General features: G+C 72.3%; 25 protein-coding genes and 2 pseudogenes. 14 read left to right on the forward strand and 13 right to left on the reverse strand.

Translation table 11 applies throughout. From position 1 onward, the window contains the following. Window positions 1-73: 73 nt before the first annotated feature. The 3 genes and pseudogenes from ACZ45Q_RS28135 to ACZ45Q_RS28145 all read left to right on the forward strand — a co-directional run. Window positions 74-916: pseudogene (locus ACZ45Q_RS28135) on the forward strand (AraC family transcriptional regulator); the annotation flags it as partial. 17 nt (window positions 917-933) lie between these two features. After that, the gene (locus tag ACZ45Q_RS28140) at window positions 934-1,653 is read left to right on the forward strand and encodes an AzlC family ABC transporter permease (RefSeq protein ID WP_468266342.1); all 720 of its coding nucleotides are present in this window, start codon (window positions 934-936) and stop codon (window positions 1,651-1,653) included. Next, entirely contained in the window at window positions 1,650-1,958 is a 309-nt protein-coding gene (locus ACZ45Q_RS28145; protein WP_468266344.1) for an AzlD domain-containing protein, read from the forward strand. The genes ACZ45Q_RS28140 and ACZ45Q_RS28145 overlap by 4 nt, the downstream gene beginning before the upstream one ends. A 6-nt stretch (window positions 1,959-1,964) precedes the next feature. Here the strand turns inward: ACZ45Q_RS28145 and ACZ45Q_RS28150 are convergent, their stop codons facing one another. After that, a complete protein-coding gene (locus tag ACZ45Q_RS28150) occupies window positions 1,965-2,900 on the reverse strand; it encodes a hypothetical protein (RefSeq protein WP_468266346.1) in 936 nt (311 codons plus the stop codon). 80 nt (window positions 2,901-2,980) lie between these two features. Here ACZ45Q_RS28150 and ACZ45Q_RS28155 point away from each other — a divergent pair, with 80 nt between their 5' ends. Together ACZ45Q_RS28155 and ACZ45Q_RS28160 are read left to right on the forward strand one after the other, a co-directional pair. After that, window positions 2,981-3,175, forward strand: a complete 195-nt coding sequence (locus ACZ45Q_RS28155; protein ID WP_468266348.1) for a DUF3046 domain-containing protein — start codon at window positions 2,981-2,983, stop codon at window positions 3,173-3,175. A gap of 60 nt (window positions 3,176-3,235) precedes the next feature. Then, window positions 3,236-4,459, forward strand: a complete 1,224-nt coding sequence (locus ACZ45Q_RS28160) for an AI-2E family transporter (protein ID WP_468266350.1) — start codon at window positions 3,236-3,238, stop codon at window positions 4,457-4,459. 73 nt (window positions 4,460-4,532) lie between these two features. Here the strand turns inward: ACZ45Q_RS28160 and ACZ45Q_RS28165 are convergent, their stop codons facing one another. Next, a complete protein-coding gene (locus tag ACZ45Q_RS28165; RefSeq protein WP_468266352.1) occupies window positions 4,533-5,633 on the reverse strand; it encodes a DUF7847 domain-containing protein in 1,101 nt (366 codons plus the stop codon). Window positions 5,634-5,981: 348 nt separating this feature from the next. Between ACZ45Q_RS28165 and recA the strand changes: the two genes are divergently transcribed. Next, a complete protein-coding gene (gene recA / locus ACZ45Q_RS28170; protein WP_468266354.1) occupies window positions 5,982-7,100 on the forward strand; it encodes a recombinase RecA in 1,119 nt (372 codons plus the stop codon). Between the two features lie 3 nt (window positions 7,101-7,103). Beyond that, window positions 7,104-7,952, forward strand: a complete 849-nt coding sequence (recX, locus tag ACZ45Q_RS28175) for a recombination regulator RecX (protein ID WP_468266356.1) — start codon at window positions 7,104-7,106, stop codon at window positions 7,950-7,952. Window positions 7,953-8,193: 241 nt separating this feature from the next. Here the strand turns inward: recX and ACZ45Q_RS28180 are convergent. The 6 genes and pseudogenes from ACZ45Q_RS28180 to ACZ45Q_RS28205 form a co-directional block, all read right to left on the reverse strand. Beyond that, window positions 8,194-8,442 (reverse strand): annotated as a pseudogene (locus ACZ45Q_RS28180) (rhodanese-like domain-containing protein); the annotation flags it as partial. Window positions 8,443-8,521: 79 nt separating this feature from the next. Further along, entirely contained in the window at window positions 8,522-10,132 is a 1,611-nt protein-coding gene (locus ACZ45Q_RS28185; protein ID WP_468266358.1) for an FAD-dependent monooxygenase, read from the reverse strand. A gap of 175 nt (window positions 10,133-10,307) precedes the next feature. After that, complete coding sequence (locus ACZ45Q_RS28190; protein ID WP_468266360.1) at window positions 10,308-11,213, reverse strand: amino acid ABC transporter permease; 906 nt, start codon at window positions 11,211-11,213, stop codon at window positions 10,308-10,310. Beyond that, window positions 11,210-11,875 (reverse strand): amino acid ABC transporter permease, encoded by a 666-nt coding sequence (locus ACZ45Q_RS28195; RefSeq protein WP_468266362.1) that lies wholly within the window; start codon window positions 11,873-11,875, stop codon window positions 11,210-11,212. Before ACZ45Q_RS28195 ends, ACZ45Q_RS28190 begins: the two co-directional genes overlap by 4 nt. Window positions 11,876-11,959: 84 nt before the next feature. Next, window positions 11,960-12,796, reverse strand: a complete 837-nt coding sequence (locus ACZ45Q_RS28200) for a glutamate ABC transporter substrate-binding protein (RefSeq protein ID WP_468266364.1) — start codon at window positions 12,794-12,796, stop codon at window positions 11,960-11,962. Window positions 12,797-12,891: 95 nt separating this feature from the next. Continuing rightward, window positions 12,892-13,668, reverse strand: coding sequence for an amino acid ABC transporter ATP-binding protein (locus ACZ45Q_RS28205; protein ID WP_468266366.1), 777 nt, complete (start codon window positions 13,666-13,668; stop codon window positions 12,892-12,894). 291 nt (window positions 13,669-13,959) lie between these two features. Between ACZ45Q_RS28205 and ACZ45Q_RS28210 the strand changes: the two genes are divergently transcribed. After that, window positions 13,960-14,646, forward strand: a complete 687-nt coding sequence (locus ACZ45Q_RS28210; protein ID WP_468266368.1) for a response regulator transcription factor — start codon at window positions 13,960-13,962, stop codon at window positions 14,644-14,646. A gap of 9 nt (window positions 14,647-14,655) precedes the next feature. Continuing rightward, on the forward strand, window positions 14,656-16,080 hold the full coding sequence (locus ACZ45Q_RS28215; RefSeq protein WP_468266370.1) for a sensor histidine kinase: 1,425 nt from the start codon (window positions 14,656-14,658) through the stop codon (window positions 16,078-16,080). A 173-nt stretch (window positions 16,081-16,253) separates the two neighbouring features. Here ACZ45Q_RS28215 and ACZ45Q_RS28220 read toward each other — a convergent pair whose 3' ends face one another. Further along, complete coding sequence (locus tag ACZ45Q_RS28220) at window positions 16,254-17,249, reverse strand: TAXI family TRAP transporter solute-binding subunit (protein ID WP_468266372.1); 996 nt, start codon at window positions 17,247-17,249, stop codon at window positions 16,254-16,256. Between the two features lie 110 nt (window positions 17,250-17,359). On the opposite strand from ACZ45Q_RS28220, the gene ACZ45Q_RS28225 reads away from it, so the two are divergent. Further along, window positions 17,360-17,770 carry a pyrophosphohydrolase domain-containing protein gene (locus tag ACZ45Q_RS28225; protein ID WP_468266374.1) on the forward strand — a complete coding sequence of 137 codons (411 nt, stop codon included), beginning with the start codon at window positions 17,360-17,362 and terminating at the stop codon, window positions 17,768-17,770. 51 nt (window positions 17,771-17,821) lie between these two features. Here the strand turns inward: ACZ45Q_RS28225 and ACZ45Q_RS28230 are convergent, their stop codons facing one another. Then, complete coding sequence (locus ACZ45Q_RS28230) at window positions 17,822-19,054, reverse strand: cation:proton antiporter (RefSeq protein WP_468266376.1); 1,233 nt, start codon at window positions 19,052-19,054, stop codon at window positions 17,822-17,824. 4 nt (window positions 19,055-19,058) lie between these two features. Beyond that, window positions 19,059-19,544 carry a cation:proton antiporter regulatory subunit gene (locus ACZ45Q_RS28235; protein WP_468266378.1) on the reverse strand — a complete coding sequence of 162 codons (486 nt, stop codon included), beginning with the start codon at window positions 19,542-19,544 and terminating at the stop codon, window positions 19,059-19,061. A 105-nt stretch (window positions 19,545-19,649) separates the two neighbouring features. Between ACZ45Q_RS28235 and ACZ45Q_RS28240 the strand changes: the two genes are divergently transcribed. The 4 genes from ACZ45Q_RS28240 (at window position 19,650) to ACZ45Q_RS28255 (ending at window position 24,001) form a co-directional block, all read left to right on the forward strand. After that, complete coding sequence (locus tag ACZ45Q_RS28240) at window positions 19,650-20,789, forward strand: HAMP domain-containing sensor histidine kinase (RefSeq protein WP_468266380.1); 1,140 nt, start codon at window positions 19,650-19,652, stop codon at window positions 20,787-20,789. Then, complete coding sequence (locus tag ACZ45Q_RS28245; RefSeq protein WP_468266382.1) at window positions 20,789-21,457, forward strand: response regulator; 669 nt, start codon at window positions 20,789-20,791, stop codon at window positions 21,455-21,457. Before ACZ45Q_RS28240 ends, ACZ45Q_RS28245 begins: the two co-directional genes overlap by 1 nt. Window positions 21,458-21,546: 89 nt before the next feature. Further along, entirely contained in the window at window positions 21,547-23,067 is a 1,521-nt protein-coding gene (gene miaB / locus ACZ45Q_RS28250) for a tRNA (N6-isopentenyl adenosine(37)-C2)-methylthiotransferase MiaB (RefSeq protein WP_468266384.1), read from the forward strand. 220 nt (window positions 23,068-23,287) lie between these two features. Next, window positions 23,288-24,001: a class III extradiol dioxygenase subunit B-like domain-containing protein gene (locus ACZ45Q_RS28255; RefSeq protein WP_468266386.1), complete on the forward strand. Its 714-nt coding sequence runs from the start codon at window positions 23,288-23,290 to the stop codon at window positions 23,999-24,001. 299 nt (window positions 24,002-24,300) lie between these two features. Here the strand turns inward: ACZ45Q_RS28255 and ACZ45Q_RS28260 are convergent, their stop codons facing one another. Both ACZ45Q_RS28260 and ACZ45Q_RS28265 read right to left on the reverse strand, forming a co-directional pair. Then, window positions 24,301-24,600 (reverse strand): antitoxin, encoded by a 300-nt coding sequence (locus tag ACZ45Q_RS28260; protein ID WP_468266388.1) that lies wholly within the window; start codon window positions 24,598-24,600, stop codon window positions 24,301-24,303. Window positions 24,601-24,622: 22 nt separating this feature from the next. Then, window positions 24,623-24,904 (reverse strand): hypothetical protein, encoded by a 282-nt coding sequence (locus ACZ45Q_RS28265; RefSeq protein ID WP_468266390.1) that lies wholly within the window; start codon window positions 24,902-24,904, stop codon window positions 24,623-24,625. Window positions 24,905-24,957 lie beyond the last annotated feature (53 nt).

Here is a 24,957-nt window from a genome sequence, read left to right on the forward strand (position 1 = left end):
GTCGCGGCCCGGTCCCGGTCGGGCCGCGGTCGGGCCGCGGTCGGGCCGCGGTCGGGTCGCGGACAATGGAGCCATGGGATCCGGGGAGCGGGCGCGGCACTGGCAGTACGCCGAGCTGCCCGGCGTCGACCTGCTGCGCGCCCGGTACATACACAAGACGTTCGTGCGGCACACGCACGAGCACTTCGTCATCGCCGCCATCGCGGACGGCGTGGAGATCTTCCACCACGGCGACGGGGACCAGTACGCGGGGGCCGGGGCGCTGGCACTGGTGAACCCGGACACCCCGCACACCGGACGGGCGGGGGTGCCGGAGGGGTGGCGGTACGGGGCCGTCTATCCGTCGCCCGAGGTCGTGGCGGACATCGCCGCGGAGACCACCACCTTGCGGGGCACGCCGGGATTCGTCCGGCCGGTGCTCGACGACCCGTACACCGTGGAGCTGGTGCACCGGGTGCTGCGGGCCGCGGACGAGGGAAACGCGCTCGCCGCCGACACCCTGCTCAGAGTGGTCGTGACACGGTTGCTGCGGTTGAACGGGGGATCGCTGCCGCGCCGGGAGGTGCGCTCGGCGGGCGCCCGGATCGCGGCACGCGCGCGTGCGGTGCTGGAGGAGCGGATGGCCGAGCCGCCGAGTCTGGAGCGGCTGGCCGGCGATCTCGGGACCAGCCCGTTCGCCTTGCTGCGCGCTTTCCGGGACGTCTACGGGATGCCGCCCCACACGTGGCTGACCGACGCCCGGGTGCGTCGGGCGCGCGGGCTGCTGGACGCCGGGGTCTCACCGGCCGAGGCGGCCCTCGCGGTGGGCTTCACCGACCAGCCGCACCTGAACCGCCACTTCAGCCGCATCGTGGGCGTGCCTCCCGGGGCCTACCAGCGGGAGCGCAAGAACGTACAAGACGCGCGCCGGGCGCCGGACGTAGCGTCCGGTCCGTGGCAGAACAGACAGCAGTTCCAGATCTAGACGCGGGAGGGAAGCCGGACTCCGCCGTCGTGCGGGACGCACTGGGCGTCGGTGTCGCCGTCGGGCTGTCCGGGTTCGCCTTCGGCGTGACGTCGGCGGGCAGCGGGCTGACCTTGCTGCAGACCTGCGCGCTCAGCCTTCTGGTGTTCACCGGGGCCTCGCAGTTCGCGCTCGTGGGGGCGCTGGCGGCCGGCGGGAACCCGTTCACGGCCGCCGCGGGGGCGTTCTTCCTGGGTGTGCGCAACGCCTTCTACGGGCTGCGGCTGTCGCAGTTGCTGGCGCTCCCGCGCGGGGTGCGGCCGTTCGCCGCCCAGTGGGTGATCGACGAGACGACGGCCGTGGCGCTGGCGCAGCCCACGCGGCGCGGTGCCCGGATCGGGTTCGCCGTCACCGGGCTGTCCTTGTACGTGCTGTGGAACCTGACGACCCTGCTGGGCGCGCTGGGCGCGGAGGCCATCGGGGACACCGACGCCTGGGGGCTGGACGCGGCCGGGCCCGCCGTCTTCCTGGCGCTGCTCGCCCCGATGCTGAAGAGCACCGTCGAACGCGCGGTCGCCGGGATCGCCGTGCTGCTGGGGCTCGGTCTGCTGCCCGTGCTGCCGGCGGGCGTGCCGGTGCTGGTGGCCGCGCTCGCCGCGCCGGTGGTGCTGTGGGCCGAGGGCCGCCGGTCCCGTGGGGAGGCCCGGTGAACGTCTGGATCGCGATCGCCGTGACCGTGGCCGGCTGCTACGCCGTCAAGCTGGCGGGTCTGCTGGTGCCCGCGGGCGCCCTGGAGAAGCCGCTGGTCAAGCGGCTCGCCGCGTTGCTGCCCGTGGCGCTGCTGGCCGCCCTCACCGCCCAGCAGACCTTCGCCGACGGGCAGACGCTGGTGCTGGACGCGCGGGCCGCGGGCGTGGCGGCGGCGGCCGTGGCGCTGGTGCTGCGCGCCCCGTTCCTGCTCGTCGTCGCCGCGGCGGTCGTGGTGACCGCGGGTGTGCGGGCCATGGGCGGATGAGGCGGGTCAGCCGAGGGGACGGCCGTACGCCCTGAGGGTGCGCAGCGCTTCCAGGGTCACCATGGGGCGTGCTTCGAGGACCGGGGCCGGTGCCCAGTGACGCCAGGTGACGGGCCAGCCCCCGTCCTCCTGCTGCCCGGCCGCCAGGTGGTCCAGCGAGCGTGCCATCTCCTCGTCGGTGAACCACGCGCGTGCGAGGGAGCGCGGGGTGCTCGCGTAGTCGTGCGGGAAGTGGTGCTCGCCGGGGGCGTAGCCGGGTGCGACCGGGTATGCGGCGATGTCGTCGGGGTCCAGGACCGCCAGGCGCTGCTCGCGCACCAGGCGGCCGAGGCGATCGGCCGCCGCCTCGGCGCGCGGGCGGTCGGGGGCCGAGTCGAGGAAGGTGACGGCGGCCTCGATCTCGTACGGGTGGGAGGTCCGCAGCGACTCGACCGCCCGCCAGCAGAAGTCGGTGGCCCGGAACAGCCAGGCGTGCCACACCTCGTTGCGGTGCAGCAGGCCGACCACCGGGCCGGTGGTCAGGAGGGCGCCGGGCGGGTCGTCGGCGATCGGCACGAAGGGGGCGGCCGGGTAGCCGCGCTGACTCGGGTGGATGGCCGGCAGGGCACCGTCCTCGGTGGAGACCGCCGTCAGATAGCGGCACACGCGTTCCACGCGCTGACCGCCGCAGCGGCCCACCGCGTCCAGGACGCGCAGGGCGCGCGCGGTGTGCAGCGGCTGGCTGACCGGGCCGCGCAGGTCGGGTTCGAGGGCGTGACCGTAGCCGCCGTCGGCGTTGCGGTAGGCGTCCAGCGCGGTCTCCACCGCGTCGGCGCTCCCGTCCCGGAAGTCGTGGGCGAACAGACGCTGCTCCAGCACGCGCGCGGTGAGCCACAGGAACCGCTCGGCGCGGGCCAGCGGGGAGTGCGTCGTGGGGAGGGGGGAAGCTCCGGTTTCGGCCATGGGTCAGACCGTAGGGCGCGAAGCGGTCCCGGCAGGGGGTACCGGGCAAGGCCCACCCTCAGGGGCGGGATACTGGTGTCATGCGGTTGACGGTCTTCTGGCAGCGGATGGCGGACCACTTCGGTCCGGGCTACGCCGACACCTTCGCGCGCGATCACGTGATGACGGAGCTGGGCGGGCGCACGGTGCACGAGGCCCTGGACGCCGGATGGGACGCGAAGGACGTGTGGCGGGTGGTCTGCACGGTCATGAACGTGCCGCAGGAAAAGCGCTGACCGGCCACGAAGACCGCCGGATGGCGTCCGGCTGTCGGTGGCGTGGGCGAGACTGGATCCGTGGCACCCACTGAGGAGACCGGGCAGGCAGGCCCGCAGACGTCCCCCTCCGACCCGACGCCGCCCGCCCCGCCCCCGGCCGCGGGCGCCGCCGGGCCGGACGGACGCATGCCCCGTTGGCTGCCGCGCGCCATGGTGCTGGCCCTGTCGCTCTACGCCGTGTTCCAGCTGGGCAGCTGGGCCTTCCACCAGCTCACCGCCCTGCTGATCAACATCCTCATCGCGTTCTTCCTGGCCCTCGCCGTCGAGCCGGCGGTCAGCTGGATGGCGGGCCGCGGCGTGCGCCGGGGGCTGGCCACCGCGGTGGTCTTCCTCGCGGTGCTCGCCGCCGCGGCGGGCTTCGTGACGCTGCTCGGCTCCATGCTCGCCGGCCAGATCGTCAAGATGGTCGAGGATTTCCCGGAGTACCTCGACTCCGTCATCAACTGGATCAACACCCACTTCCACACCGAGCTGAGACGGGTCGACGTCCAGGAGGGCCTGCTCCGCTCCGACTGGCTGCGCAACTACGTGCAGAACAGCGCGTCCGGGGTGCTGGACGTGTCCGCCCAGGTGCTCGGCGGGCTCTTCCAGCTGCTGACGATCCTGCTGTTCTCGTTCTACTTCGCCGCGGACGGACCCCGGCTGCGGCGCGCGCTCTGCTCGGTCCTGCCGCCCGCCCGGCAGGCCGAGGTGCTGCGCGCGTGGGAGATCGCCGTGAACAAGACCGGCGGGTACCTGTACTCGCGCGGCCTCATGGCGCTGATCTCGGGCATGGCGCACTACGTCCTGCTGGAGATCCTGGGAGTGCCCTACGCACCGGCGCTCGCCGTGTGGGTGGGCCTGGTGTCGCAGTTCATCCCCACCATCGGCACCTACCTGGCCGGCGCCCTGCCCATGCTCATCGCCTTCACGGTCGACCCGTGGTACGCGCTGTGGGTGCTGGGCTTCGTGGTGGTCTACCAGCAGTTCGAGAACTACGTGCTCCAGCCGAAGGTGACGTCCAAGACCGTGGACATCCACCCCGCGGTCGCCTTCGGCTCGGTCGTCGCGGGCACCGCTCTCCTCGGCGCCGTCGGCGCGCTCATCGCCATCCCCGCGGTCGCCACCCTCCAGGCGTTCCTGGGGGCGTACGTCAGACGGTACGACGTCACGGACGACCCGAGGGTCCACGGCCACCGGGACCGCGGACCCCGGCGCCCGTCGTTCGCGCGCGTGCGGGGGCGGCGGCCGGGGTCCCCCTGACCCCGGTCCGGGCCGGCGCCGCGCCCGCCGCCGACCCGGAGGTGCTCGTCCGCTTCCCCACCCCGTTGCCGGTCTACCGGTGACCGGCAGCCTGGGCCAGGCTCTCGCCGAGGCCTTCGCGGCGGATGCGCTGGTCGATGTAGAGCAGCGCGCTGACCAGCTGTGTGAAGGCGGTGGCGACCAGCTGGACCACCAGCGTGACGACGACGGTGAGGATCAGATAGGTCCACAGGCCGGACAGCGCGTCGCCGTACACCTCGGTGAAGAACTCACCGAGGTCGGCGGGCGGCTCGTCGTACGGGCCGTAGGCGTCGTACGAGGGCTGCGGCGCGGCGAACAGCAGCGGGATCTGCACGACCCACGCTCCGACGCCCACCATGACCCAGGTGAGCAACAGGATGCCGAACGTGCGCCACCAGGCACCGCGGACCAGCCGGAACGAGCGCTTCAGGGCGGTGACCGGGCCGGCCGACTCGAGGACCGCGGCGGCGGGCCCGAACGAGAACGACACCAGCAGCCACGCCACCAGCGGCAGGATCAGCAGGCCGAGCAGGAACACGAGCCCGGGCGCCATCAGTGGGCTCTCGCCCGCCACCAGCAGGGCGATCAGGCTGACCCAGAGCAGGGAGAAGACGACGATCGGGACCGCGATCAGCAGGTACATGAGGAGCATGACACCGAGCACCGACGGTGTGCGGGCCCAGGCGCGGCGCCACACCGCACCGAAGGTGGTGCGCCGGCCCAGCACGGCGTGCTCCAGGACCACCGGGCTGACAGCGGAGAGGAACGAGTTCACCAGCAGCGTGAGCAGCATCAGCGCCACGTACGCCACCACGACGGAGAACACGATCGGCCTGGCCATGTCCCAGGTCGGTTCGTCGGCGTCGACCAGTATCCGCCAGTCGTCCTCGACGCTGAGGTAGGCCAGCACGAACACACCGGCCGTCGCGGCGAAGAGCAGGGCGAGGCCCACGCCCATCGCCCCGAACAACTGCCGCGCGTACCGCCCCATCGTCGAGAAGGCACCGCCGTAGACGGACCCGAGCCCGAGCGGCGCCAGCGGTATCACCCCCGGTCTGGGCGGCGGCTGCCAGCCGCCCCCGCCCCAGCCATGGGGTCCGTACGGCCCCTGCGGACCGTACGGACCCTGCGGTCCCCACCCCTGGTACGCCATGCCTGCTCCGTTCCTTTGTTCGGGGCGGCATACGTTAGTCCAGGTCAAGCAGGGGTCAATGCAAGCCTGGAAGATCGGCGTCCGGCGGGGCCTCTCCAGCGCCCAGGGCGGCTGCGTCGGCGCAGGACAGTACTCTCGGAAGTGCCGCGTGGTGCGCTTGACACAAAAATCGAACATCCATTCTTATGGAGGCTCCGGCGAGGCTCACGACGGGGCGATTCGACTGGTTATGGGCGGATTTGATCCCCGGTTGTCCACAGGCCGGACCCGCGTCGGGGCGCATTGTCAGTGGCAGGCGTTAGCGTCTTTGACGTGAAGCGATCGACTCAAGCAAATCGGGTGGAACCCATGGCAGGAACCGACCGCGAGAAGGCCCTGGACGCCGCTCTCGCACAGATTGAACGGCAATTCGGCAAGGGCGCGGTCATGCGCATGGGCGACCGGTCGAAGGAGCCGATCGAGGTCATCTCGACCGGGTCGACCGCCCTCGACGTGGCGCTCGGCGTCGGCGGCCTCCCGCGCGGCCGTGTCGTGGAGATCTACGGCCCGGAGTCCTCGGGTAAGACGACCCTGACCCTGCACGCGGTGGCGAACGCGCAGAAGGCGGGCGGCCAGGTCGCGTTCGTGGACGCGGAGCACGCCCTCGACCCGGAGTACGCGAAGAAGCTCGGCGTCGACATCGACAACCTCATCCTGTCCCAGCCGGACAACGGCGAGCAGGCCCTGGAGATCGTGGACATGCTGGTCCGCTCCGGCGCCCTCGACCTCATCGTCATCGACTCCGTCGCCGCGCTCGTCCCGCGCGCGGAGATCGAGGGCGAGATGGGCGACAGCCACGTCGGTCTTCAGGCCCGGCTGATGAGCCAGGCCCTGCGGAAGATCACCAGCGCGCTCAACCAGTCCAAGACCACCGCGATCTTCATCAACCAGCTCCGCGAGAAGATCGGCGTGATGTTCGGTTCCCCCGAGACCACGACCGGTGGCCGCGCGCTGAAGTTCTACGCCTCCGTGCGCATCGACATCCGGCGCATCGAGACGCTGAAGGACGGCACCGAGGCGGTCGGCAACCGCACCCGCTGCAAGGTCGTCAAGAACAAGGTCGCGCCCCCCTTCAAGCAGGCCGAGTTCGACATCCTCTACGGCCAGGGCATCAGCCGCGAGGGCGGCCTGATCGACATGGGCGTGGAGCACGGCTTCGTCCGCAAGGCCGGTGCCTGGTACACGTACGAGGGCGACCAGCTCGGCCAGGGCAAGGAGAACGCCCGCAACTTCCTGAAGGACAACCCCGACCTCGCCAACGAGATCGAGAAGAAGATCAAGGAGAAGCTGGGCGTCGGCGTGCGTCCCGAGGAGCCGGCCGCCGAGCCGGGTGCGGACGCCGCGGTCTCCGCCCCCGACGCCGCGACGGTGCCGGCCCCCGCGCCCGCCAAGGCCGGCAAGTCCAAGGCCGCCGCAGCCAAGAGCTGATCCGTGACACGACGAACCGACTGGGCCGAGTACGCCGATCCGGAAGCCGCCGTCCGCGGACGGCAGCGGGTCGGGCCGGGTGACGCGGACCTCGCCGGGGCGGGTGGCGACGGGTACGGCGGGGACTTCGCGGCGCCGGGCACCGACGGCGACGCCGGGCTGTGGCACAGCCCGGACGGCGATGTGGTGCCCGACGCCGGTGCGGACGGCGACGACCGGGCACGCCGTGACGACAGCCGGGCCCGAGGGACGGGCGGCGGCCCGCGCGGGCGCCGCGGGCGCGGACGCGGCCGTCCGCCCGGTGAGGACGGAGGGACCACTTCCTCGTCGAGGGCCGAGAAGGGGGAACCTCCGCGGGACCCGGTCGAGCAGGCACGGGCGATCTGCCTGCGCCTGCTCACCGGGACCCCGCGCACGCGGCAGCAGCTCGCCGACGCCCTGCGCAAACGGCAGATCCCTGACGACGCCGCGGAGGAGGTGCTGTCCCGGTTCGAGGAGGTCGGACTGATCGACGACGGCGCTTTCGCGGACGCCTGGGTGGAGTCCCGGCACCATGGCCGCGGACTGGCCCGGCGCGCGCTCGCCCGGGAACTGCGGACCAAGGGCGTCGACTCCACACTCATCGACGCCGCGGTCTCCCAGCTCGACTCCGAGCAGGAGGAAGCGACGGCGCGCGAACTGGTCGCGCGCAAGCTGCGCTCCACCCGCGGCCTCGACCGCGACAAGCGCCTGCGGCGCCTCGCCGGGATGCTGGCCCGCAAGGGCTACTCCGAGGGCATGGCCCTGCGGGTGGTCCGGCAGGCGCTGGAGGAGGAGGGCGAGGACACGGACGACCTCGACGGCGGAATCTGACGCCGCACGCCGCACGCCGCACGCCGCACGCCGCGTGCCGCGCCTGCCGCGGCCGGTACGACGGGGTCGGCCTGTCCCGCAGGCCCGTGACACGCCCGTGGCGGTCCTGCCGCCGCGGCAGCACGGGCGGTCCTGCCGTCACGGCGTCACCGGGCAGTCCCGCTCCAGGCCGTCACGGGGAGTTCCGCTCCAGGCCGTCACGGGGAGTTCCTCCGCCACGGCAGCACGGGCAGTCGCGCCGTCAGTCCGCCACGGGCAGTTCCGCCGCCCGCCAGGCCTGGGAGCCGCCCACCAGATCGGTGGCCCGGTGCAGCCCCAGCCGGTGCAGGGACTCCGCCGCCAGGCTGGAGGCGTAACCCTCGTTGCAGACCACCACGACCCGCACGTCATGGCCCGTGGTCTCGGGGACGCGGTGGCTGCCCCGCCGGTCCAGCCGCCACTCCCGCTCGTTCCGCTCGATCACCAGCGCGCCGCTCCGGAGTACTCCACGGCTCCACGGGGGTGCGCACCGGTCAGCTCACCGTCACCATGCGGACCGCACGGTGACGGTGACCCCGCTCGTCGGTGGCTCAGCGAGAGCCCGCGGACGCCTTCGCCCCGGCTTCGGCCGCCGCCTGCTGCGACCCGCCCAGCGCCGCCTCGGCCGCCGTGTACAGATCGGCCGGGCGGACCCCGCCCAGCGCCGTGACCAGGTGCCCGTCGGGCCGCACCAGCAGCACCGTGTGGGCTGCCGCACCCGGATAGCTCTCGGCGACCAGCAGTTCGGCGCGGCACGGCAGGGCCGTCACCGCCGCCGCCAGACGGGGCATGATCCCGGCGCTCACCCAGTGCTTGCGCTCCCACACGCCCGTCCCCGGTGCGATCAGCACTACCAGCAGCGCCCCGCGCCCGAGCCGGTCGCGCAGCCGGACGAACGTGCCGTCCTCCGCCGTGACCCGCACGTCGCTGACGGGGGAGCCCGGTGCGGTGGCGACGGGCACCTCCCCGTCGAGGTGCCCGGGCGCGAGCGGTGAATCGGCGTGCGTCCCCGGCGCACCCAGTGCCCCGCGTCCCAGGTGACCGTCCGTGAGGAGCGCGTCGTGGCCGCGGGAGGAGCCGGGCACGTACGAGCGCAGACCTCCGCCGCCGCGCAGCAGCGGCAGTACCTGATCGGCGGCGCGCAGCCGGCCGGCGACCGCGGCGCGCCGCTCGGCCTGATAGCTGTCGAGCAGGGCCTCGGAGGCCCCGTGGTGCCAGGCCAGCGCCAGCTTCCAGGCGAGGTTGTCGGCGTCCCGCAGCCCCTCGTCGAGGCCCTGCGAGCCCAGCGCGCCCAGCAGGTGCGCGGCGTCCCCGGCGAGGAACACCCGCCCCGCGCGCCAGCGGCGGGCCAGCCGGTGGTGGACGGTGTGCACGCCGGTGTCGAGCAGCTCGTACGCCGGGACCTCCCCGCCGGACCAGCCGGCCAGGGTCTCCCGGACCCGGGTCACCAGCAGCTCCGGCGTGACCAGGTCCTTGCCGGGCGGCAGCAGCCAGTCCAGGCGCCACACGCCGTCGGGCAGCGGGCGCCCGGTGATCTCGCCGGCCGACGGGCCCGACGTCCGCCACGGCGGCGACCGGTGCAGCAACGCCTCGTCGGTCCAGGGAAGTTCGGTGCGCAGCGCGGCGACGGCGTGCCGCTCGACCGCCGTACGGCCGGGGAAGCGGATGTCCTGGAGCTTGCGCACGGTCGAGCGGGGGCCGTCGCAGCCGACCAGGTAACTGCCGCGCCACCAGGTGCCGTCCGGGCCGCGGGTGTGAGCCGTCACGCCCGAGGGCTCCTGCTCGACGGTGTCCAGGCGGCTGTTGGCGGCGACCTCCACGAGCGGCTCACGGGCGAGGGCCTCGCGCAGCGCGCCCGTCAGCGTGTGCTGGGCGATGTGCAGCGGTCCGGGCTCGGTGTCGAAGACGATCTCGCGCATCACCTGCCTGCGCCGCATCGACCGCCATCCGGCCCAACGGAACCCCGCCCGGGTCACGGACGTGCCGGTGAGACGTTCCAGCAGGCCGACGGTGTCCTCGGGAAGGACGACGGTGCGCGCGGGGCGTGGCTCGTCCTTGCCCGGCCCCTCGTCCAGGACGACGCAGGGCACCTCCTGACGCGCCAGCGCCAGGGCGAGCGTGAGCCCGACGGGCCCCGCTCCGACGACGATCACCGGGTCCACGGCGTGGCGCCCCCTGCCTGCGGTCGCGTCCCGGGGGACGTAGGTGAACAGGAAGTTGGAGCGGGGTGCACGATCACAGAACGTATGCAACCCATTGCCGGTGCTTGCGTCAAGTGACGAAGGCAGTGGCGATCACGCCACTGCCTTCGTGATGGTCGTACGAGTTGACTGTGGGTCAGCCGCGCGTCTTGTCGACGTCCCCACCGTGGGTCGTCGTCGCCGCGGCCTCCGCGTCGTCCACCGCGAGCACCGCACCCGTCGACTTCTTGGCCTGCCGCAGCCTGCGCTCCAGCCAGCTCGCGAAGCTGGTGAGGGCGAAGTTGAGCGCGATGAAGAGGACGGCCACGACCGTGAAGCTGGCGATGGTGTTGGCACCGTAGTAGGCGCTCATCGTGTTGGCGGCGGACAGCAGCTCCGGGAACGTCAGGACGGCGCCGCCGAGGGCGGTGTCCTTCACGATGACCACGAGCTGGCTGACGATGGCGGGCAGCATCGTGGTGACCGCCTGCGGCAGCAGGATCGACCGCATGGCCTGGCCCTTGCGCAGGCCGATGGCCATGGCAGCCTCGCCCTGCCCCTTGGGCAGGGCCAGGATGCCGGCCCGGACGATCTCCGCGAGGACCGAGGCGTTGTACAGCACCAGGCCGGTGACCACGGCGTACATCGGACGGACGTCGGCACTGACCGGGAGGTACCGGGAGAACAGCGCCATGCCGAAGATCATCAGCACCAGCACCGGGATGGCCCGGAAGAACTCGACGACGACACCGGCCGGGACGCGGACCCAGGCATGGTCCGACAGCCGCGCGATGCCGAAGACGGCGCCGAGCGGCATCGCGATGATCACCGCGAGCCCGGCGGCCTTGAGGGTGTTCTGCAGACCGGGCCAGATGTACGTCGACCAGGGTTCGCCACTGGTGAAGAACATCTGCCACTTCGCCCAGTCGAGCTGCTCCTTGTCGTGCAAGGTGCCGATGACCCACCACAGCAGGGCGGCGATGGCGACGAAGAAGACCACCGTGAAGAGGACGTTGCGCCGCTTGGCGCGCGGGCCCTGCGCGTCGTAGAGAACGGAGCTCATCGCTTCACCGCCACCTTCTTGCCCACCCAGCCGAGGAACAGGCCGGTCGGCAGCGTCAGGATCACGAAGCCGACAGCGATGATCGCGGAGATCAACAGCAGCTGGGCCTCGTTCTCGATCATCTCCTTCATCACCAGGGCCGCCTCCGCCACACCGATGGCGGCGGCCACCGTGGTGTTCTTGATGAGCGCGATCAGCACGTTGGCGAGCGGGCCGACGGAGGACCGGAACGCCTGGGGGAGGACGACCAGGCGCAGGACCTGACTGAAGCTGAGGCCGATCGCGCGGGCCGCCTCCGCCTGGCCGACCGGCACCGTGTTGATGCCGGAACGCAGCGCCTCGCACACGAAGGCCGAGGTGTAGAGGATCAGGCCCAGGACGGCGAGCCGGAAGTTCCTGGTCTCGAAGTCGGCCACGCCCATGGTGGCGCCGAGCGTCTGGCTCAGGCCGATCGACGCGAACAGGATGATGACGGTCAGCGGGATGTTCCGCACGATGTTCACGTACGCGGTCCCGAAGCCGCGCATCAGCGGCACCGGGCCGACGCGCATGGCGGCCAGCATGGTGCCCCAGATCAGGGAGCCGACGGCGGAGAGCACAGCGAGCTGCACCGTCGTCCAGAAGGCCCCCAGCAGGTCGTACTCTGCAAGAAAGTCGAACACGATCTCCCGCGCTTCCGCGTGTAGGGATGCCCGCCCCGATGCGCCGCCCCGGATCCGGGACGGCGCATCCTGTCAGGCGTTGCCTCAGCTCTTGACGTCGCCGATCTTCGGCGCGGGCTCGTACGCGTAGTTGGCGGGGCCGAAGTTCTTCTTCACGGCCTCCTCCCAGGAGCCGTCCTCGACCATGGCCTCCAGCGCGTCGTTGATCTTGGCCTTGAGGTCGCTGCCGTTCTTGACGCCGATGCCGTAGTTCTCGTTGGTCATCTTGAAGCCGCCGAGCTTGAACTTGCCCTTGAACTGCTCCTGAGCGGCATAGCCGGCGAGGATCGAGTCGTCGGTGGTCAGTGCGTCGACGGCGCCGTTCTGCAGGCCGGTCAGACAGGCCGAGTACGTCGGGTACTCCTGGAGATTGGCCTTGGGCGCCAGCTTCTCCTTGACGTTCTGGGCCGAGGTGGAGCCGGTGACCGAGCAGAGGTTCTTGTCGTTGAGGTCTTCCGGCGCCTTGATCGAGTCGTCGTCCGCGCGCAGCAGCACGTCCTGGTGGGCGAGCAGGTAGGGTCCGGCGAAGTCGACCTTCTCCTCGCGCTGCGGGGTGATCGAGTACGTAGCGGCGATGAAGTCGACGTCACCGCGCTGCAGCATGGTCTCGCGGTCGGCGCTCTTCGCCTCCTTCCACTCGATCTGGTCCTCGCTGTAGCCGAGCTTCTTCGCGACGTACGTGGCGACGTCCACGTCGAAGCCCTCGTAGCCCTGCGGGGTCTTCTGGCCGAGGCCCGGCTGGTCGAACTTGATACCGACCGTGATCTTCTTGTTGTCGCCGCCGGAGGAGCCGCTGTCCCCGTCGTCGGAGCCGCACGCGGTGGCGGTCAGGGCGAGGGCGAACACGGTGGCCGAGGCGGCGGTGACCTTGCGGAGCTTCATGGTGAACATCCTTTGACTGTGATCGGACGGCGGACCCGTGGGGAACGGGCGACCGTCAAGGGGATGACGCAGGCCGTCGGAGGCGATCCGCGACGTCAGTGGTGCAGGATCTTCGACAGGAAGTCCTTGGCGCGGTCGCTGCGCGGGTTGCTGAAGAACTGGTCCGGCGTGGCTTCCTCGACGATCCGGCCGTCCGCCATGAAGACCACGCGGTTGGCGGCGGACCGGGCGAAGCCCATCTCGTGGGTGACCACGACCATGGTCATGCCGTCCCGGGCGAGCTGCTTCATGACCTCCAGCACCTCGTTGATCATCTCCGGGTCGAGAGCCGACGTCGGCTCGTCGAAGAGCATGACCTTCGGGTCCATGGCCAGCGCCCGGGCGATGGCGACGCGCTGCTGCTGACCGCCGGAGAGCTGGGCGGGGTACTTGTCGGCCTGGGCGGTCACCCCCACCCGGTCCAGCAGCTGCCGGGCCTTCTCCTCGGCCTTCTTCTTGTCGGTCTTGCGGACCTTGATCTGGCCCAGGGTCACGTTCTCGAGCACGGTCTTGTGCGCGAAGAGGTTGAAGGACTGGAAGACCATCCCGACGTCGGCGCGCAGCCGGGCCAGCTCCTTGCCCTCCTGGGGCAGCGGCTTGCCGTCGATCGTGATCGTTCCGGAGTCGATCGTCTCCAGACGGTTGATGGTGCGGCAGAGCGTGGACTTACCGGACCCGGAGGGCCCGATGACCACGACGACCTCACCGCGGGCGATCGTCAGATCGATGTCCTGGAGTACGTGCAACGCGCCGAAGTGCTTGTTGACGCTCTTCAGGACGACCAGCTCGTCGGTCGCGGCCACGTCTTCCTTGGCCACCGATACTTCGGTCATCGCTCTCAGGCTCCGTCCTCCTCGGTTTCGGAGGACAGTAGTAACCGTCCACGACCTGCGTCATTACATCTGAGGGGAATCTGAGCATCACGATCCGGTAGCAATCGGACACGTGTCGTAGCACTTGTGAGCAGGGCAGATATCGGCCGGATAACTTCGGGCGCCGGCAACCGGAACCCTCTTGACGGCGTCCCTGTCCATCAGCGTGACTGCACACGGCGCACACGCGCGCGTACGCGCGTCTTTTGTACACATTCCGATCGTACGGCCGATGAACAGAAGGGGGCCCGGATGAGGCTGCTGCTCGTCGAGGACGACAACCACGTCGCCGCCGCCCTGTCCGCGGTCCTGGCCCGCCACGGTTTCGACGTCACCCACGCGCGCAGCGGCGAGGAGGCCCTTCAGGCGCTGGTCCCCGACGGAGACGGCTTCGGTGTCGTCCTCCTCGACCTCGGCCTGCCCGACCAGGACGGGTACGAGGTCTGCGGCAAGATCCGCAAGCTGACCGGCACCCCGGTGATCATGGTGACCGCCCGTTCCGACGTGCGCTCCCGCATCCACGGCCTCAACCTCGGCGCCGACGACTACGTGGTCAAGCCGTACGACACCGGGGAACTGCTCGCCCGGATCCACGCCGTCAGCCGGCGCTCCGCCCACGAGGACACCTCCTCGGGCATCGAGACCGCGATCGGCCTCGGCCCCGTCCGCATCGAACTGCCGACGCGCCAGGTCAGCGTGAACGGTACGGCCGTCCAGCTGACCCGCAAGGAGTTCGACCTGCTCGCGCTGCTCGCCCAGCGCCCCGGCGTGGTCTTCCGCCGGGAGCAGATCATCAGCGAGGTCTGGCGCACCAGCTGGGAGGGGACCGGGCGCACCCTCGAGGTGCATGTCGCCTCCCTGCGCGCCAAGCTGCGCATGCCCGCGCTCATCGAGACCGTACGCGGCGTCGGCTACCGCCTCGTCGCCCCCACCTCGTAGCGGGCCCGGGTGCGCACACGCCTGCTCCCGCTGCTCATCGTCCTGATGGCGGCCGTCCTGCTGGCGCTCGGCATCCCGCTCGGCGTCAGTGTCGCCCGGGCCGAGCAGCAGAAGGTCGTCGTCGACCGCATCGACGACACCGCACGCTTCGCCGCGCTCGCCCAGTTCGTCACCGACGTCGTGGACGGCCCGTACGGATCACGCACCGTACCCGGCGAGCGTCTGGAGACGCTCCAGAACGAACTGACGAGCTACTACGAGGTCTACGACATCCGTGCGGGCGTCTTCTACCGCAATCACATCCCGATGGCCAATGCGCCGACGACCTGGTTCCTCCCCCAGACGGGTGATGTCCGGGACGCCTTCGAGGAGGCGCTGCTCAGCCGCCGCAGCCACGACCCCGAGCAGGTGTGGCCCTGGGAGGAGGGCCGACTGGTGGTCGCCTCGCCGGTCATCCGCGACGGGGACGTCGTCGCCGTCGTGGTCACCGACTCGCCCACCGACTCCATGCGGTCGCGCACGCTGCGCGGCTGGCTCGTCATCGGCGCCGGGGAACTGGCCGCCATGCTGCTCGCCGTCGGCGCCGCGCTGCGGCTGACCGGCTGGGTGCTGCGGCCCGTACGGATCCTGGACGCCACCACCCACGACATCGCCACCGGGCGTCTGAAGTCCCGGGTGGCGGCGGCCGGGGGACCGCCGGAACTGCGCCGCCTGGCCAAGTCGTTCAACGAGATGGCCGACCACGTCGAGGACGTCCTGGAGCAGCAGCGCGCCTTCGTCGCCGACGCCTCCCACCAGCTGCGCAACCCGCTCTCGGCCCTGCTGCTGCGCATCGAGCTGCTCGCCCTGGAACTGCCGGAGGGAAACGAGGAGATCGCCTCGGTCCAGGCCGAGGGCAAGCGCCTGGCCCGCGTCCTGGACGACCTGCTCGACCTGGCCCTCGCCGAGCACGCCGAGCCCGACCTGCGGCTCACCGATATCGGCACGCTCGCCGCCGAACGGGTCGCCGCCTGGGCGCCGACCGCCGAGGCCAAGGGCGTGCGGCTGGAGGGGGACTGCCCGCCGACCACGGCGTGGACCGACCCGGTGACGCTGTCCAGCGCGCTGGACGCCGTCATCGACAACGCGGTCAAGTTCACGCCCGAGGGCGAGACCGTGCGGGTCGAGGTCGGCTCGCGCGGCGCCGACTCGACCGTCGTCGTCGCCGACCACGGCCCCGGTCTGACCGACGAGGAGCTGGCCCGCGTCGGCGACCGCTTCTGGCGCAGCGGCCGGCACCAGAACGTCAAGGGCTCCGGACTCGGCCTGTCCATCTGCCGGGCCCTGCTGGCCGCGAGCGGCGGCACCATCGCCTACGACCACCACGAGCCGCGCGGACTGAAGGTGACGGTGACCGTGCCTCGGTCCCTGCCGCAGGGCACCGTCGGGGAGTGAGGGACCGGTCCGCGGGCGGTGCGCGGCGGCCCCTTCGAGGACAGGGAGTGACGGTCCTCAGGCCGTGCGTCGCGGCCCCCTTCGCGCGGTGAGGGACGGTCCTCGGGCCGTGCGCGGCGGCCCCTTCGGGCGGTGAGTGACGGTCCTGTCCTCGGCAGCGCGTGACCGGTGGCTCAGGGCTTGACGGACCGGTAGTAGCGGCGGGCGCCCTCGTGCAGTCCGAGCGGGTCCGTGTAGATCGCCGTGCGCAGATCGACCAGCTGCGCGGAGTGGACGTGGCGGCCGATGCCGTCCCGGCTCTCGATCACCGTCCGCGTCAGCCACTCGGTGAGCCGGGGGTCGAGGTCGTCGCGCGTCATGAGCAGGTTGGACACGGCCATCGTCGGCACCACCGAGCCGTTCTGCACCGTCGGGTAGGCCGACTCCGGGATGTTGGTGGCGCGGTAGTAGCGGGTGGCGCCGCCCTGGCCGTGCAGGTCGGCGACGACCTCCTCGTCGATCGGCACGAACCGGAACGCGCCGGTCTCCGCGATCCGCCGCAGTCCGTCGGTCGGCAGGCCCCCGGACCAGAAGAAGGCGTCCAACTGCTCCCCGAGCCGCGCCGGACCGGTGTCGATGCCGTCCGACCGGGGCGTGATGTCCCGCTCCGGATCGATGCCCACCGCCCGCAGCAGCCGGGTCGCGATCAGCCGCACGCCCGAGTTGGGCAGCCCGATGGCGACCCGCTTGCCCTTCAGGTCGGCGAGGGCCCGGATGTCGGAGTCGACGGGGACGACGAGCTGGACGTAGTCGTCGTAGAGGCGGGCCACCCCGCGCAGCTGCTCCGCTCCGGGGCGGTCCTGGATCTTGTACGTCTCCACCGCGTCGGCCGCGGCGATCGTGAAGTCGGCCTTCCCGGAGGCCACCCGCTCCACGTTCTCCTGGGAGCCCGCGCTCGGCACCAGCCGTACGTCCAGCTCCGGCAGGTCCCTGGCGAGCCGGTCGCGCAGCAGCTCGCCGTACTTGTGGTAGACCCCCGCGCGGGTGCCGGTGCTGAACGTGATCGTCCCCCTCGGCGGCTCCTCGCCCAGGGGCAGCAGCCACCACAGCAGCAGCCCGAGGGCGACGACGGCGGCGGCCCCGGCCTGTGCGGCCCGGCGCCCGCCGATGCGGGGGAACGGCTTGGACATGGGCGCGATCCTGCCAGCCCGCATCCCCGCTGACCAGGGGCGGCCTCACAGGCACGGCCCGCCCGTGCGGCCGCCGGGAAGTGTCAGTGGCGGCCGTTAGAGTCGGCCGCATGAGCTCTTCGCCCGCCGAACTGGTCCGCGCCTTCCACCTCGCCTTCGGGCTGGACGCCCGCAGCACGCCCACCGAGGTCCCGCCGGAGCTGGCCGCGCACCGTGGCGAACTGCTCGCCGAGGAGGCGGCGGAGGTCGCCGAGGTCTCCGTCGAGGGCCCCCTGGACCGGCTCGCGCACGAACTGGCCGACGTGGTGTACGTCGCGTACGGCACCGCCCTGGTGCACGGCATCGACCTGGACGCGGTGATAGCCGAGATCCACCGGGCCAACATGTCGAAGCTGGGCCCCGACGGCAGCGTCGCCCGCAGAGCCGACGGCAAGGTCCTCAAGGGGGAGCACTACGAGGCGCCGGACGTCGCGGCGGTGCTGCGCCGGCAGGGGTGGACGCCGGCGGGGCAGCAGGGCTGACGACCCGCCGACCGCCGGCGACCACACCCGGGTGCGCGGCCGGCGCGCGCCTCAGTCGCCGACCGGCTCCTTGGCACCCGTCGTGCTCGGGGAGCCGACGGGGGCGTCCGGCCCGCGGCCGGGATCGCGGCGCCGGCGGGACAGGCGCATGGCCACCGATTCGGTGTAGCGGGCGGTCAGCGGACCGAGGACGACCAGGATCAGCACGTACGCCGTGGCCAGCGGGCCCAGGGACGGCTCGATCCCTGCCGACACGGCGAGCCCGGCGATGACGATGGAGAACTCGCCGCGCGCCACCAGCGCACCGCCCGCCCGCCAGCGGCCCTTCACGGAGATGCCGGCCCTGCGCGCCGCCCAGTAACCCGTGGCGATCTTCGTCAGCGCGGTGAGCACTGCCAGCGCCAGCGCCGGCAGCAGCACCGGCGGGATGCTCGCCGGGTCGGTGTGCAGACCGAAGAAGACGAAGAAGACGGCGGCGAACAAGTCCCGCAGCGGGCTCAGCAGTGTGTGCGCACCCTCGGCGACCTCCCCGGACAGGGCGATGCCCACCAGGAACGCGCCGACCGCGGCCGACACCTGGAGCTGCTGCGCCACGCCCGCGACCAGGATCGTCAGACCCAGCACGACCAGCAGCAGCTTCTCCGGGTCGTCGCTGGAGACGAACCGCGAGATGACCCGCCCGTAACGCACCGCGACGAACAGCACCAGCCCCGCCGCGCCCAGCGCGATCGCCAGCGTGATGCTCCCGGTCATCAGACCGACCCCGGCCACCAGCGCCGTGACGATCGGCAGGTACACCGCCATCGCCAGGTCCTCCAGGACCAGGACGCTGAGGATCACCGGTGTCTCGCGGTTGCCGACCCGGCCGAGATCACCGAGCACCTTCGCGATCACACCGGACGACGAGATCCAGGTGACGCCGGCCAGCACCACGGCCGCCACCGGGCCCCAGCCCAGCAGCAGCGCCGCCACCGCGCCCGGCACCGCGTTGAGCGCGAAGTCGACCAGGCCCGCCGGGTAGTGCGACTTCAGGTTGGTGACCAGATCGCCCGCCGTGTACTCCAGGCCGAGCATCAGCAGCAGCAGGATGACGCCGATCTCCGCACCGGTGGCGATGAACTCCTCGCTCGCGCCGAGCGGCAGCAGTCCGCCCTCGCCGAAGGCCAGACCGGCGAGCAGATACAGCGGGATGGGCGAGATCCGGAACCGGCCGGCGAACCGGCCGAGGAGCCCGAGCCCGAGGATGATCGACCCGAACTCGATGAGCAGAACCGCGGAGTGCACCGGCTCACTCCCGCCCGAGTATCGTCGCGGCGGCGTTCACACCCTCGCGGGTACCGATGACGATCAGGGTGTCGCCGCCCACCAGCCGGAAGTCCGGGGCGGGCGACGGGATCGCCTCGGCGTGCCGCAGCACCGCCACCACGGAGGCGCCGGTCTCCGTCCGCATCCGGGTCTCGCCCAGCACCCGCCCGTTCCAGCGCGAGGTCGCGGACACCTCGATCCGCTCGGCCACCAGCCCCAGATCCGACGTGTGCAGCAGGTTGGCGCTGTGGTGGGACGGTTGCAGGGCGTCGATCAGCGCGCCCGCCTCCGAGCCGGTCAGCTTCAGCGAGTGGGCGCAGGAGTCGGGGTCGTCGGCCCGGTACACGTTCACGGTGCGGGCGCCGTCCCGGTGCGCCACCACTGACAGGTGGCGGTGTTCCCGGGTCACCAGGTCGTACTGCACCCCGATCCCCGGCAGTGGCGTCGCCCTCAGGCGTGGAGCGGACACGTCGCTTCCCCTCGTTCGTTCTCTTCCACATCTTGCTGCGCTCGCGGTCCGCGCATCACGTGCCCGCGGCCCCGTCATGCTGTCACCCGCACGTACGGTGTCGATATGGGTGTCACGACGGATATACGCGGCCGGGCCCGGTCGGCAAGGCTGGCCCGGACGGTGTCGTGCCCACGGACCGGGAGGAGCGGAAAGCGGACCGTGTCGCTGTTCTGGCGGATCTTCTCGCTCAACGCCATGGGCCTCGTCGTGGCCACCGCGCTGCTGCTGGGACCGGTCACCGTCTCCACTCCCGTACTGCCGGACGAAGCGCTTGTCCTGCTCGGCGGGCTCGCCGCCCTGCTGGCCGCCAACGCCGTGGTCCTGCGGATCGGACTGGCTCCGCTGCACCGGCTGGGCCGGGCCATGGCCGCCGCCGACCTGCTGCGGCCCGGGGCCCGCACCCCGGTCGCCGGGCCGGCCGAGGCCGCCCAGCTCATCGCCACGTACAACACCATGCTCGACCGGCTGCGCTCCGAACGGGCCGCCGGCGCCGGCCGGGCGCTGCGCGCACAGGAAAGGGAGCGCCACCGCATCGCCCGGGAGCTCCACGACGAGGTCGGCCAGACCCTCACCGCCGTCCTCCTCCAGCTCAAGCGTGTCGCCGACCGCGTGCCCGAGGAGCTGCGCGCCGACGTCGGCCAGGCGCAGGAGGCCACCCGCGCGGGGCTGGACGAGATCCGCCGCATCGCCCGCCGGCTGCGCCCCGGGCTGCTGGAGGAACTCGGCCTGGCCAGTGCCCTGCGCTCACTCGCGGCCGACTTCGGCCACCCCGGCCTGACCGTCCGGCACGACGTCCCGGGCGAGCTGCCCCCGCTGACCCCCGAGACGGAGCTCGTGATCTACCGCGTGGCCCAGGAGAGCCTGACCAACACCGCCCGGCACGCCGCCGCCGACCGCGCCGACATCCGGCTGCGGACGCTGCCCGACAGCGTCGAACTCGTCGTCCGCGACAACGGCACCGGTCTCGGCGACGCCGCCGAGGGCGCCGGCATCAGCGGCATGCGCGAACGCGCCCTGCTGATCGGCGCCACGCTCACCCTGGAGCCGGGGGCGACGCCCACCCGGGAGCCGGGAAGACCCGGGCCGACCGGGAAGCCCGGGGACTTCGGCGGCTTCGGCGCGTCCGGCCGGCCCGGCGAGTCGGGCCCCGCGCCGGGCACCGTCGTACGCCTGCGCGTGCCCGCCGCGACCGGAGGCCGCTGATGTCGTCGAAGCCCCCGCAACCCCCGATCCGCGTCCTGCTCGCCGACGACCACACCCTCGTGCGCCGGGGAGTGCGCCTCATCCTGGACGGCGAACCGGACCTCACCGTCGTCGCCGAGGCCGGGGACGGCGCCGAGGCCGTCGCGGCGGCCCGCGCCACCGAGGCCGACCTGGCCGTCCTGGACGTCGCCATGCCCCGCATGACCGGTCTCCAGGCGGCGCGCGAACTGTCCCGCCGCCTGCCCGGCCTGCGCATCCTCATCCTGACGATGTACGACAACGAGCAGTACTTCTTCGAGGCGCTGAAGGCGGGCGCCTGCGGCTACGTGCTGAAGTCCGTCGCCGACCGCGACCTGGTCGAGGCCTGCCGGGCCGCCGTACGCGACGAGCCGTTCATCTATCCCGGCGCCGAACGCACCCTCGTCCGCTCCTACCTCGACCGTCTGCGCGAGGGCGGCGGCCTGCCGGAGCGGCCCATCACCGAGCGCGAGGAGGAGATCCTCAAACTGGTCGCCGAGGGGCACACGTCCAAGGAGATCGGCGAGCTGCTGTTCATCAGCGCCAAGACCGTCGAGCGCCACCGCGCCAACCTGCTCCAGAAACTCGGCGTCCGGGACCGTCTGGAACTCACGCGCTATGCCATCCGCGCCGGACTCATCGAGCCGTGAACCCGCGGTGAGCACCGTGTGACCAGCGGTGATCCGGGTTGTCCACAGGGGGCCCGGGCCACTGCCGCGGACCGCCTACCCTTATTGCCATGAGCAGCATCGACCGGAGCCAGTCAGTGGGCGGCACACGCACATACGAGGTACGCACCTACGGGTGCCAGATGAACGTCCACGACTCCGAGCGATTGGCCGGTCTGCTGGAGGACGCGGGATACGTCCGCGCCCCCGAGGGCGCCGACGGCGAGGCGGACGTCGTCGTCTTCAACACCTGCGCCGTCCGGGAGAACGCGGACAACAAGCTGTACGGCAATCTGGGCCACCTCGCCCCGAAGAAGGCGAAGCGGCCCGGCATGCAGATCGCGGTCGGCGGCTGCCTGGCGCAGAAGGACCGCGACACCATCGTCAAGCGCGCCCCCTGGGTGGACGTGGTCTTCGGCACGCACAACATCGGCAAGCTGCCGGTGCTGCTGGAGCGCGCCCGGGTCCAGGAAGAGGCGCAGGTCGAGATCGCCGAGTCGCTGGAGGCGTTCCCGTCCACGCTGCCGACCCGCCGCGAGAGCGCCTACGCGGCCTGGGTCTCCATCTCCGTCGGCTGCAACAACACCTGCACCTTCTGCATCGTCCCCGCGCTGCGCGGCAAGGAGAAGGACCGCCGGCCCGGCGACATCCTCGCCGAGGTCGAGGCCCTGGTCGCCGAGGGCGTCTCCGAGATCACCCTCCTCGGACAGAACGTGAACGCCTACGGCTCCGACATCGGCGACCGCGAGGCGTTCAGCAAGCTGCTGCGGGCCTGCGGGAAGATCGACGGTCTGGAGCGCGTCCGCTTCACCTCCCCGCACCCGCGCGACTTCACGGACGACGTCATCGCCGCCATGGCCGAGACGCCGAACGTGATGCCGCAGCTGCACATGCCGCTCCAGTCCGGCTCGGACACGGTCCTGAAGGCGATGCGCCGCTCCTACCGCCAGGAGCGCTACCTGGGAATCATCGAGAAGGTCCGCGCGGCCATCCCGCACGCCGCGATCACCACGGACATCATCGTCGGCTTCCCCGGCGAGACCGAGGAGGACTTCGAGCAGACCCTGCACGTGGTCCGCGAGGCCCGCTTCGCCCAGGCGTTCACCTTCCAGTACTCCAAGCGGCCCGGCACGCCGGCCGCCGAGATGGACGGCCAGATCCCCAAGAAGGTCGTCCAGGAGCGTTACGAGCGTCTGGTCGCCCTCCAGGAGGAGATCTCCTGGGAGGAGAACAAGAAGCAGGTCGGCCGCACGCTGGAGCTGATGGTCGCCGAGGGCGAGGGCCGCAAGGACGACACCACGCACCGCCTGTCCGGCCGCGCCCCCGACAACCGTCTGGTGCACTTCACCAAGCCCGGGCAGGAGGTCCGGCCCGGCGACGTGGTGACCGTGGAGGTCACCTACGCCGCCCCGCACCACCTCCTCGCCGAGGGCCCCGTCCTCGACGTGCGCCGCACGCGCGCGGGCGACGCATGGGAGAAGCGCAACGCGGCCGAGCAGGCCAAGCCGGCCGGCGTCATGCTGGGTCTGCCGAAGATCGGGGCGCCGGAGCCGCTGCCGGTCGCCGCCGGAAGCGGCTGCGGCTGCGACTGAGGCGCCGCCCGCCGCCCGCCACCCGGCGGTGGTGGCGGGCTCGCGGCGCCGGCCCCGACCGTGGCCGGCGCGACCGCTGTGCCGCGATGCCGCGCCGCCCGCCATGAGTGCCGGCTGCCCTGAGCACTGCCTGTCGTGAGTGCCGGCTGCCCTGAGCGCCGCCCGCCATGAGTGCCGCCTGTCATGGAGGGCGGCCGGGTCCCGGGTTACGCTGCCGATCATGCTTGTCGCCGCAGCCCTCTGCCCCTGCCCGCCCCTTCTGGTGCCCGAGGTGGCCGCGGGCGCCGCAGCCGAACTGGACGGGGCGCGTGCCGCGAGCGCGGAAGCGCTCCGCGTGCTCGCCGCGGCCCGCCCCGACCGCCTCGTGGTCGTCGGCCCGGCGGACGGCACGGGACCGGAGACGTACCCCGAGGGCACGCGCGGCTCGTTCCACGGCTTCGGCGTGGAGCGGGAGGTGCGGCTGGGCGGGGAGCGGGACACCGGGAGCGCGGCGAGCCTGCCGTACGGGCTCGCGGTGGGCGCCTGGTTGCTGGAGCGCGCCGACTGGGCCGAGGTCCCCGTCGAGGGGCTCGCCGTCGGGGACCGGCTGCCGGCCGGGCGGTGCGCCGCCGCCGGACGGGAGATCGCCTCGCGCGTCGACCGGCTCGCCCTGCTGGTGCTGGGCGACGGCAGCGCGTGCCGCACGCTGAAGGCCCCCGGTTACCTCGACGAACGCGCGGCGCCCTTCGACGCGGAGGTCGCTCGTGCGCTGGAGTCGGCCGACGCGGCGGCCCTCGGAGGGCTGGACGAGGAACTGGCCCGCGAGCTGAAGGTGTCGGGGCGGGCGCCCTGGCAGGTCCTGGCGGGCGCGGCCGAGGACACGGACCTCAAGGGCGCGCTGCTGTACGAGGACGCGCCGTACGGCGTGGGGTATCTGGTGGCCACCTGGTCGTAGCGCCGGTGCGGGACGAGCCCGGCCCCGCTCCCTGAGCGCCGGCGCCCGGTGCACCCGGCTGCCACCCGCGCGCCCCCTCGGGGCACGGAGGCTCCGGCGCGCGCACCTGTTACGAGAAGCCGGGCGGTGGGAGCCCGGCGGGGACCCGGAAGCCGGGCCGAGGGAGCCCGGCGGCGACCCGGAGACCGGGCCGGGTCAGGGGCACCGGCGGTGAAACGGTGGACCGCCGTGGAGCGCATGGGCTCCCGGCCGTCCACCGTTGTCGTCGTGCGCGGCGCCGCGTTCGGCGGCGCCCCCGGTCAGGAGGCCGGCGGCGGGCCGGCCGGAGGCGTGCTGCCCGGAGGCGTCTGACCGGGCGTGCCGTCGCCGCCCCTGTCACCGGAGGGGGCGTCCTTGTGCGCGAGGCGGTCCATGGCGCCCTTGGCCTTGCCCGTACCGGTCTGGATCCGGTCGCTGTACTTGCCCTTGGTCCGCTGGTCGACGGTCCTGGCCACCTTGTCGAGGCCGCGGTCGATCTTGTCCCCGTGCTTGTTCGCGAGGTCGGAGACCTTGCCCTTCGCCGGGCCCAGCCTGGCCTTCAAGTTGTTCATCAGACCCATGGTTCAGCCTTCCCTCGCGTGGTCAGGAGCGGGCGCCCTCACCGGCCTCGTTGTCGACGGCCGCCCCGGCGGACTGCTGCTTGGGGATCTCGACACCGTCGGAGCCGGCCGCCTCGGCGGGCCGTTCGGCCTCCGCCGGCCGCGTCGTCTCCGCCGCGCCGGCGCCGTCCGAACCCTGTGCCCCCGCGGTGTCCGCGGCGTCCTCCGACGCGGACTCGGGGGCCGGTGCGCCGGTCCGCTGCTCGGCGGCCGGTGCCTCCTCCGTGGCCTTCGACCTCCGAAGAAGCCGTGCAAAAACGCCCATATCAACTCCATACGGTACTCGTGCGGGCGAAATCCCGCGTTGCCCGGTGCGTC

The sequence above is a fragment of the Streptomyces sp. NPDC031049 genome (genome assembly GCF_055571015.1).

Bases quoted from the DNA above. Each gene is read 5' to 3' on its own strand.
- ACZ45Q_RS28150 (WP_468266346.1), bottom strand. From the start codon at position 2,900: ATGGCCGAAACCGGAGCTTCCCCCCTCCCCACGACGCACTCCCCGCTG.
- ACZ45Q_RS28155 (WP_468266348.1), top strand. From the start codon at position 2,981: ATGCGGTTGACGGTCTTCTGGCAGCGGATGGCGGACCACTTCGGTCCG.
- ACZ45Q_RS28165 (WP_468266352.1), bottom strand. From the start codon at position 5,633: ATGGCGTACCAGGGGTGGGGACCGCAGGGTCCGTACGGTCCGCAGGGG.
- recA (WP_468266354.1), top strand. From the start codon at position 5,982: ATGGCAGGAACCGACCGCGAGAAGGCCCTGGACGCCGCTCTCGCACAG.
- ACZ45Q_RS28190 (WP_468266360.1), bottom strand. From the start codon at position 11,213: ATGAGCTCCGTTCTCTACGACGCGCAGGGCCCGCGCGCCAAGCGGCGC.
- ACZ45Q_RS28200 (WP_468266364.1), bottom strand. From the start codon at position 12,796: ATGAAGCTCCGCAAGGTCACCGCCGCCTCGGCCACCGTGTTCGCCCTC.
- ACZ45Q_RS28205 (WP_468266366.1), bottom strand. From the start codon at position 13,668: ATGACCGAAGTATCGGTGGCCAAGGAAGACGTGGCCGCGACCGACGAG.
- ACZ45Q_RS28210 (WP_468266368.1), top strand. From the start codon at position 13,960: ATGAGGCTGCTGCTCGTCGAGGACGACAACCACGTCGCCGCCGCCCTG.
- ACZ45Q_RS28220 (WP_468266372.1), bottom strand. From the start codon at position 17,249: ATGTCCAAGCCGTTCCCCCGCATCGGCGGGCGCCGGGCCGCACAGGCC.
- ACZ45Q_RS28225 (WP_468266374.1), top strand. From the start codon at position 17,360: ATGAGCTCTTCGCCCGCCGAACTGGTCCGCGCCTTCCACCTCGCCTTC.
- ACZ45Q_RS28240 (WP_468266380.1), top strand. From the start codon at position 19,650: ATGGGTGTCACGACGGATATACGCGGCCGGGCCCGGTCGGCAAGGCTG.
- ACZ45Q_RS28245 (WP_468266382.1), top strand. From the start codon at position 20,789: ATGTCGTCGAAGCCCCCGCAACCCCCGATCCGCGTCCTGCTCGCCGAC.
- miaB (WP_468266384.1), top strand. From the start codon at position 21,547: ATGAGCAGCATCGACCGGAGCCAGTCAGTGGGCGGCACACGCACATAC.
- ACZ45Q_RS28255 (WP_468266386.1), top strand. From the start codon at position 23,288: ATGCTTGTCGCCGCAGCCCTCTGCCCCTGCCCGCCCCTTCTGGTGCCC.
- ACZ45Q_RS28260 (WP_468266388.1), bottom strand. From the start codon at position 24,600: ATGGGTCTGATGAACAACTTGAAGGCCAGGCTGGGCCCGGCGAAGGGC.
- ACZ45Q_RS28265 (WP_468266390.1), bottom strand. From the start codon at position 24,904: ATGGGCGTTTTTGCACGGCTTCTTCGGAGGTCGAAGGCCACGGAGGAG.